This window comes from Gammaproteobacteria bacterium (assembly GCA_022340215.1).
GTDB lineage: Bacteria > Pseudomonadota > Gammaproteobacteria > JAJDOJ01 > JAJDOJ01 > JAJDOJ01.
The window spans coordinates 25519-32175 of record JAJDOJ010000262.1; the positions used below are offsets into that span (position 1 = coordinate 25519).

The following is a 6657-nucleotide window of genomic DNA, read 5'->3' on the forward strand; positions in this document are numbered from 1 at the left end:
GGTTTCATCCCTCCTCCGCCGCGAGCATCGCGCGGTAACGGGCTCGAGACCGGGTGCTCGACTGTCGCCACAGGAACCAGACCAGCGCCAGACTGGCCAGTGCCAGGGCGTAGTTGAGGTACTCCCAAAAGGCGCGCTCCCGGTTGTCCAGAGGCTCTAGGGTCCGGGAGAACTGGGCGCGTCCCCGGATCTGCAGCAATCCGCGGTCCTCCAGCGACCAGTCCACCGCGTTTTCGACCAGTTCGACCGGGTTCAGGTAGACGGTGCCGAGGCCGGCCGTCGCGAGGTTCAGTGTCGTGTCGCTCAAGAAACTGTTGGAGGAGAACAGGATGATGCGCGCCGATTCCGGCGATCTCCCAATCACCCGGGAGATCGCGGGGGCATCATCCTCGGACCCGGGCTGTTCGGTCGTGTCGGCCGTTTCCGGGGCGTCGTCACCGGGACTGGTCTCCGCGGTGCCGGCCAGTGGTGAAGGCTTGTCGAGGAACCAGGACTCGAAGCCACCCTCGACGATCACGCCGAGAAGGTGTCTGGCGCGATCCTCGCCGGGCGCGAACCCGATGGGGCCGAATGTCCGGAAGTCCGGCTGGATGTCGGTGCTTTCCGAGAGCCATGATCCGTTCGAGCTTTCGATCATGCGAGTGACCCGGCGTCCCTCCTGCGCGGCGTCGTCGAGCGTAATCGGTGAGGCCCAGGTCACGGTCACCTGGTTGATCCCCGAGGTCGCCGTGTTGTCGCGGTCGAATCCGTCCTCACGTACGTCGACGAAATACGGATACTCCACCATTCGCGTCTCCTGGACGGTGAACCCGCCGAGGTGTCGCTGCACGGGAATCGGAAACGCCGCGTTCTGAGGATCGAGGACCATCGATGACCCGATCTCGATGCCTTTGCTAGCGAGCCAGCCCTCGAGGCCCGAGGTTGCTTTCGCCGCGCTGAGCGAGCCGCGGGTATCGATGTCGAATGCGGAACTGGCGATGATCACGGTGCCGCCCCGCATCAGGAACTGATCGACGGCGAATATCTGTTTCTCGTCCAGGGACGACGGTGCGACCAGCATCAGGAGATCGGCCTCTTCCGGGACATAACCGTTTTTGAGGTCCGCATCCCGCACGGCATATTCCTCGGAGAGCTTTTCCCGCAGCAGGTCGAACCTTGGGCCCGTGGTCTGCGGCATCATGCCGGGTACGGGCGCCGGAGGCTCGGGCGTTACCAGGGCCACGGTCTTCAGGAAGCCGGTGGAGAAGTGTTTCAGTCCGGCGTCCAGCCCCCTTTCGAGACCTGCGGCATCCAGGGATTCCGGCAGCGGGACCTGTACGACCTGACCATCGCCGTGCAGTGTCATGTAGAACCAGAACGGTTTGTCATCCAGCAGTCCGGCAACCATGGGCCGGAAACCGAAATCACGTTCCAGCTCATGGCCGAGTTCCCCGCCGTTGGCGTCCGGATCCAGGATCTCGAAGCTGAATTTACCGTCGGAGGCCTCCCGGGTCCGCGTGAGGAGTGACTCCAGCTCCGTTCTGAGCGACGCCAGCGCCTCCGGCAGACGATCCGCCGGCGACAGGTAACCCCGGAAGACGACGGGTCGGGTGATATTCTCGAACAGTTCACCGGTTCCCTGATAACCGTAGAGGACCTTCTTGATGGTGCGAGTGATGTCGTACTCGGGGTTGCGCAGCTCGACCTCGAGGTCGCTCTCGCTCTGCGCCTTCACGTCGATCAGGTCGTCGAATCCCAATGTCTCGTACTGATCGCCGTACTTGATCAGGATATCGAAGTAGGAATTGACCACGGAGGCCTGGTACTTGCTGGCGGTCTGGAAAGGAACCGGCGAGATGCCGTATTTCCTGCCGGCCTCCTCCTCCATCTCCGGATCTGTTTGCGGATCGACAAACTCCACGCGCACCCGGTCACCGCCGGCAACGGCATATTCCTCCAGCAGGTCACGCAGGCGTGGCACCAGTGGAGCCAGCAGTGGGTGGGTCTGGGCACTGAAGTAGCCCCGGATCAGCAACGGCTCGCGCAGCTGCGAGAGATAGGCGCGCGTCGAGTCGGAGATCGAGTAAATCCGTCCCGCGGTCACGTCCGCCCGCGCCGTCGCCAGGGGGTGTAGGAGGAGATTGCCAACGAGGAGGTTGGCTGCCAGCAATGCCGTCAGCCACACCCACTGGCGGTGGTTTGCATTTCGAGGGTTGCCGGCCCAGCGTCGTTGCTCCAGCGCAAGCACGTTGAGGGCGAGGAAGGCCCCGACGACGCTGAGGTAAAAGTACAGGTCGCGCAGGTCGATGACGCCCCGGGTGATGGACTCGAAGCGCGAGCCGGTCCCGAACAGCTTCAGGAGCTCGGCGGTGCGATTGCCGAACAGCCCGGTCAGGGCGTCCGAACCGACAAGAAAGAACACCCCGCAGATCAGGGCCGCGATGATCAGGCTGACGACCTGATTCTCGGTGCGTGAGCTGACGTAGAGGCCGATCGAGATGTAGGCCGCGGCGAGAAACAGGGTCGCCAGATAACCGCCGAATACGGGGCCCCAGTCGAGGTCCCCCAGAAACGACACCGTCAACGGCAATGGAAGCGTCAACGCCAAGGCCACGCAGACCAGGGCGACGCAGGCCAGGAACTTGCCCATCACAAGCTGCAGCGGACGCACAGGCGAGGTCAGCAGCAGCTCCAGCGTGCCCGCGCGCTGCTCTTCCGACCACATGCGCATGGTGATCGCGGCGGCGAGAAAGATCAGCAGCACTGGCATCCATTCGAACAGGGGCCTGACGTCGGCGATGTTCCGGGCGAAGAACCGCTCGACCCAGAAGAAGACGAATAGGGTGACGGCGAGGAAGGCGCCGAAGAAGATGAAGGCCTGTGGCGAGGCGAAGAAACCAGAAAATTCCTTGCGGAAGGTGCGCAGGACGGGACTCATGACTGCACCTCGCGTGGCGCCGAGATCTCGCCGAAGATGGATTCGAGATCACGCCGCTCCGGCATGATCGTGTACAGCCTGCATCCCCCGTCGATGGCCGCGCGCGCGACCTGCGTCGAGGCATCGGGCAACAGTCCCTCGGCAGAGAGCGTCAGGGCATAGCGGTACTCGCCGTTCTCCCGGCCGTGGAGAACCAGAGACTCCACGGGTTCCAGCGGTTCGAGGATTGCGCGCGCATTGTCGGGGGCCGCATCCAGCCCCACTAGCAGACGTTTGCCGGTACGCAGGTCCTCAAGGCGGGCGTCTAGCACCTTCTCCCCGGAGCGCAGGATGATGACGCGATCGCAGACGGCCTGGACCTCCTGCAGGATGTGCGTGGAGAGGATCACGGTCGACCGTTCGGACAGCGAGCGGATAAGCTCGCGCATGTGCTGAATCTGGGTGGGGTCGAGTCCGTTGGTGGGTTCGTCGAGGATCAGGACCTTGGGCTCGTGCAGGATCGCCTGTGCGACGCCGACCCGTTGACGCAGTCCCCGGGACAGGTCGCCGATGCGGTCGAGCGCCCGTTCCTGTAGTTCGGTGCGCGCGATCGCCTCCCGGATCCGGGCGCCCCTGTCGGCATCCGGGAGGTCGTGAAGTGTCGCCGCGTAGTCGAGATAGTCGACCACGCTCATGTCGGGATAGACGGGACAGTTTTCCGGCAGGTACCCGACCAGGGACTGCGCCTGCCGCAACCGATTGGCGAGCGCTTCCCCATCGATCGTGATGCGACCGGCGGTGGGTTCGAGAAAACCCGTCAGCATCTTCATGATGGTGGTCTTTCCGGCGCCGTTGTGGCCAAGAAGACCGACGATTTCGCCCGGGCCGATCGCAAATGAAACATTGTCGACCGCGACGAAATCACCGTAATTGCGAGTCAGCGACGCTACCTCGATCATGGACACGGCCTGATGTTCTCCTCAATCTCTGTGCTGTTCGACGCATACCGGTGTCCGCGCGATCGGTACAACGGTCTTCGGCCGGCGGTTGTCGCGGGACAGACGAGATATGCAGGGTTGTGTTGTTCGCAGGTGTCGTTAACGTGCCCGGGCCGATGTCCGCGAGGCGAGGGCGGGACCTTGCACCGCACGCCACCGCAATGCGGGATCCTCGAGGTTGGGCCGCGGTAGCGGGTAGCCGCAGCTCCGCTGCGGGTCGCCACCAGCGGTTGGTATTCCCAGGGCGTCGGTACGACTGCCATGCGCGGGATGTGAAGATAATGCGAGCCGGAAAACGAATCAAGTCCAATTTGGCCGAGGGACATGCCCATCCCCGCAGGATTGGCGTCTTCTTCGCGTATCGCATTCGTCGATGTCAATGGCAGGGCCGTTGCCGGAATGTCTGTGGGTTTCGTTTCTGTTTGTCATTTGTTTCAGCGTGAAACACTGTCGGGGTTGTCATTGAGGGAAGTAAGTATTAGCCCCAACTATACAAATCCTGCCGGGATCGGCTACAGTTCACGCCGTGTGTCTCTCGCAACTGAAAAACCGAGGTGATCCCAATGGTTGGATACGCGCTTACCGGTTTTTCACTGGCCATCTCTTTCATTGTGTTGTGTGAACTGGCGCAGTAGGGCCGGTTATTCTGGCTGTATCCCGGCAACGGAGATAACGCCGGATAATCGTTGACGAGGCACTTAGGCGATTGCCCTGTCTTCGCCGCGCACTGTGCATGTACCGATCTCGATACCGTGCGACCACTTGCATCATGGAAATCGGGCAATGGCCCGGTGCTCGGCAGACGTCGAGTATCGCTGTCGCCGATCTGAAATCCCCTGAACCGGACCGATATTCTGCTGTCCACGATCTGTCTTGACCCGACATCGTGCGAGGCGTAGGCGTGCGAGGCGTAGGTTGGGGCCGAAAAAGGTGCTGGGATGCATCGGTCAGGCATCGGTCCGGGGAGGTGCGCCTCATGAGACGATGTAACGGCGTCGCCGCAGTCACGACGCTCGCTATCCTGCTGCTGTCGGGCAGCGGTGTGTGGGCTGAGACCGAAGGGCTGCGGCTGAAGCAGGTCGAGCTCGTCGATGCGCAGGGTTTCGAACGGCCCATGACGGCCCTGACGCTCCTCATTCCGGTGGACTGGCGGGCGCAAGGGGGCGTCAGCTGGAATCCCGGCCCGATCTGACGGCCGATCTGAAGGCCTACAACCAGACCACCCCGATGCCGATGGGTGACATGCAGAGTTGGGCCGAGGCGGGCGAGGTGCTGATCGGCTACAGCTACCAGGGACGCAGTATCCGGGAGTCGATCCAGGCCGTCGTCTTCCTGAGTCGCACGCGGATGTCCAGTATGTACTCCGGTGCATCGACCGGATTTCTGAGCGGTGTGTCCCTGCCGGCCTTCGCCATGCGTGCGCCCGATGGCGAACTCGACTTCAGGCTCATGAACACCGTGCAGCGATCGATGAAACTCGATCCCGACTGGTCGCAACGCATCAATGCGCACAACCAACCGCAAGATCACGGGGATCCAGGCCAAGGGAATCTCGGACCGTGCAGCCATCACATCGAAGGCCAATGCCGAGATCAGCCAGATCATCCGGGAGGGGGAGGAGTACCGGCAAAGCGTGATGGACAAGTCACACGAAAAGTGGTCCCGGGTCATCCGCGAGGTGGAGGTATACGACGATCCTCTGGAGGGCCGCATCGAATTGCCCAATACCTTATGATCGTGCATTCCGGCTGGACGACGGCAGCTACTGGATGACCAACGATCTCAATTTTGATCCCTATCAAAATCTCGGTCTGAACGGAACCGAGCTCAATCGTATCGAGTAACGAGGGAGTCTGAAGATGAAAAGGAAAGCGATCACCGGTCTGTCGGCGCTACCGGCCTGCCTGCTCGTTGCCCCGGCCATTGCCCAGCAAAGCTTCCCGGAATTGCAGACCCAGCTTCCCGGTTATGGACAGCAGCCGGCCTATGGGCGACCGTCAGGCGCCATGCAGCAACCCGGCAATGGACAGCCCTCGGGATATGGTCAACAACCGGGGTTCGGACAACCGTCCGGGTACGGGCAGACGCCGGCGTTCGGGCAGCAGCCCGGATTCGGGCAACCGAACGCTGGTATGGGCGGAGACCTCGACTCGCTCGCTCAGATGGAGCGGCAGGATTTCGGTGTTCAGCCGCAGAACGAATTGCGTTCCGCTCCGATGCACGGGCCCACGCCGAACCAGATCCCCGGCGGCCAGGTGATTACGACCAAGGGTGTGAACGAACTCATGCAGAAGCCGCAACTCAAGGCCCTAGTGTTCGATGTGCTTGGCGCCCCGAGCAAGCTTCCGAACGCGATTCCGGCGGTCGCGGCATCCGAGGGCGGCACTTTCAGCGATCAGACTCAAAAGCAGCTGGGCGATTACCTTCAACAGGTCACGGGGGGAAATCGTGAGACGCCGCTGGTGTTCTATTGCCAGGGCACACATTGCTGGATGTCCTACAACGCGGCGTTGCGGGCCATCAACCTGGGCTACCCCAATGTGTTGTGGTACCGGGGTGGCCTGGATGCCTGGCAACAGGCCGGGCTGCAGACACAACCCCAGTAGCCGGATGTCGAGCCGTCTTAGGCGATTGCCGGAAAATGACATACCAGATCGCGCCGGGTGAGCTGCGAAGCAGTGAACGGCTTGGGCAGGAAGCCCAAGACCGGTGCCCAAGCAAAGCAGGGACAGCGCCGCGCCGGGATCGTTCGTCATCAAGGCG

The 6657-nt window shown here is 62.4% G+C and carries 6 protein-coding genes; 3 read left to right on the forward strand and 3 right to left on the reverse strand.

The window, feature by feature from the left end:
- Window positions 1-4: 4 nt before the first annotated feature.
- The gene (locus LJE91_17875; GenBank protein MCG6870527.1) at window positions 5-2917 is read right to left on the reverse strand and encodes a Gldg family protein; all 2913 of its coding nucleotides are present in this window, start codon (window positions 2915-2917) and stop codon (window positions 5-7) included.
- On the reverse strand, window positions 2914-3855 hold the full coding sequence (locus tag LJE91_17880; GenBank protein ID MCG6870528.1) for an ABC transporter ATP-binding protein: 942 nt from the start codon (window positions 3853-3855) through the stop codon (window positions 2914-2916). Before LJE91_17880 ends, LJE91_17875 begins: the two co-directional genes overlap by 4 nt.
- Before the next feature lie 1015 nt (window positions 3856-4870).
- On the opposite strand from LJE91_17880, the gene LJE91_17885 reads away from it, so the two are divergent.
- Complete coding sequence (locus LJE91_17885) at window positions 4871-5086, forward strand: hypothetical protein (GenBank protein ID MCG6870529.1); 216 nt, start codon at window positions 4871-4873, stop codon at window positions 5084-5086.
- Between the two features lie 94 nt (window positions 5087-5180).
- Here LJE91_17885 and LJE91_17890 read toward each other — a convergent pair whose 3' ends face one another.
- On the reverse strand, window positions 5181-5396 hold the full coding sequence (locus LJE91_17890; protein MCG6870530.1) for a hypothetical protein: 216 nt from the start codon (window positions 5394-5396) through the stop codon (window positions 5181-5183).
- 2 nt (window positions 5397-5398) lie between these two features.
- Between LJE91_17890 and LJE91_17895 the strand changes: the two genes are divergently transcribed.
- Window positions 5399-5629, forward strand: a complete 231-nt coding sequence (locus tag LJE91_17895) for a hypothetical protein (protein ID MCG6870531.1) — start codon at window positions 5399-5401, stop codon at window positions 5627-5629.
- A 124-nt stretch (window positions 5630-5753) separates the two neighbouring features.
- Window positions 5754-6500, forward strand: a complete 747-nt coding sequence (locus tag LJE91_17900; GenBank protein ID MCG6870532.1) for a hypothetical protein — start codon at window positions 5754-5756, stop codon at window positions 6498-6500.
- The last annotated feature ends 157 nt before the right edge of the window (window positions 6501-6657 follow it).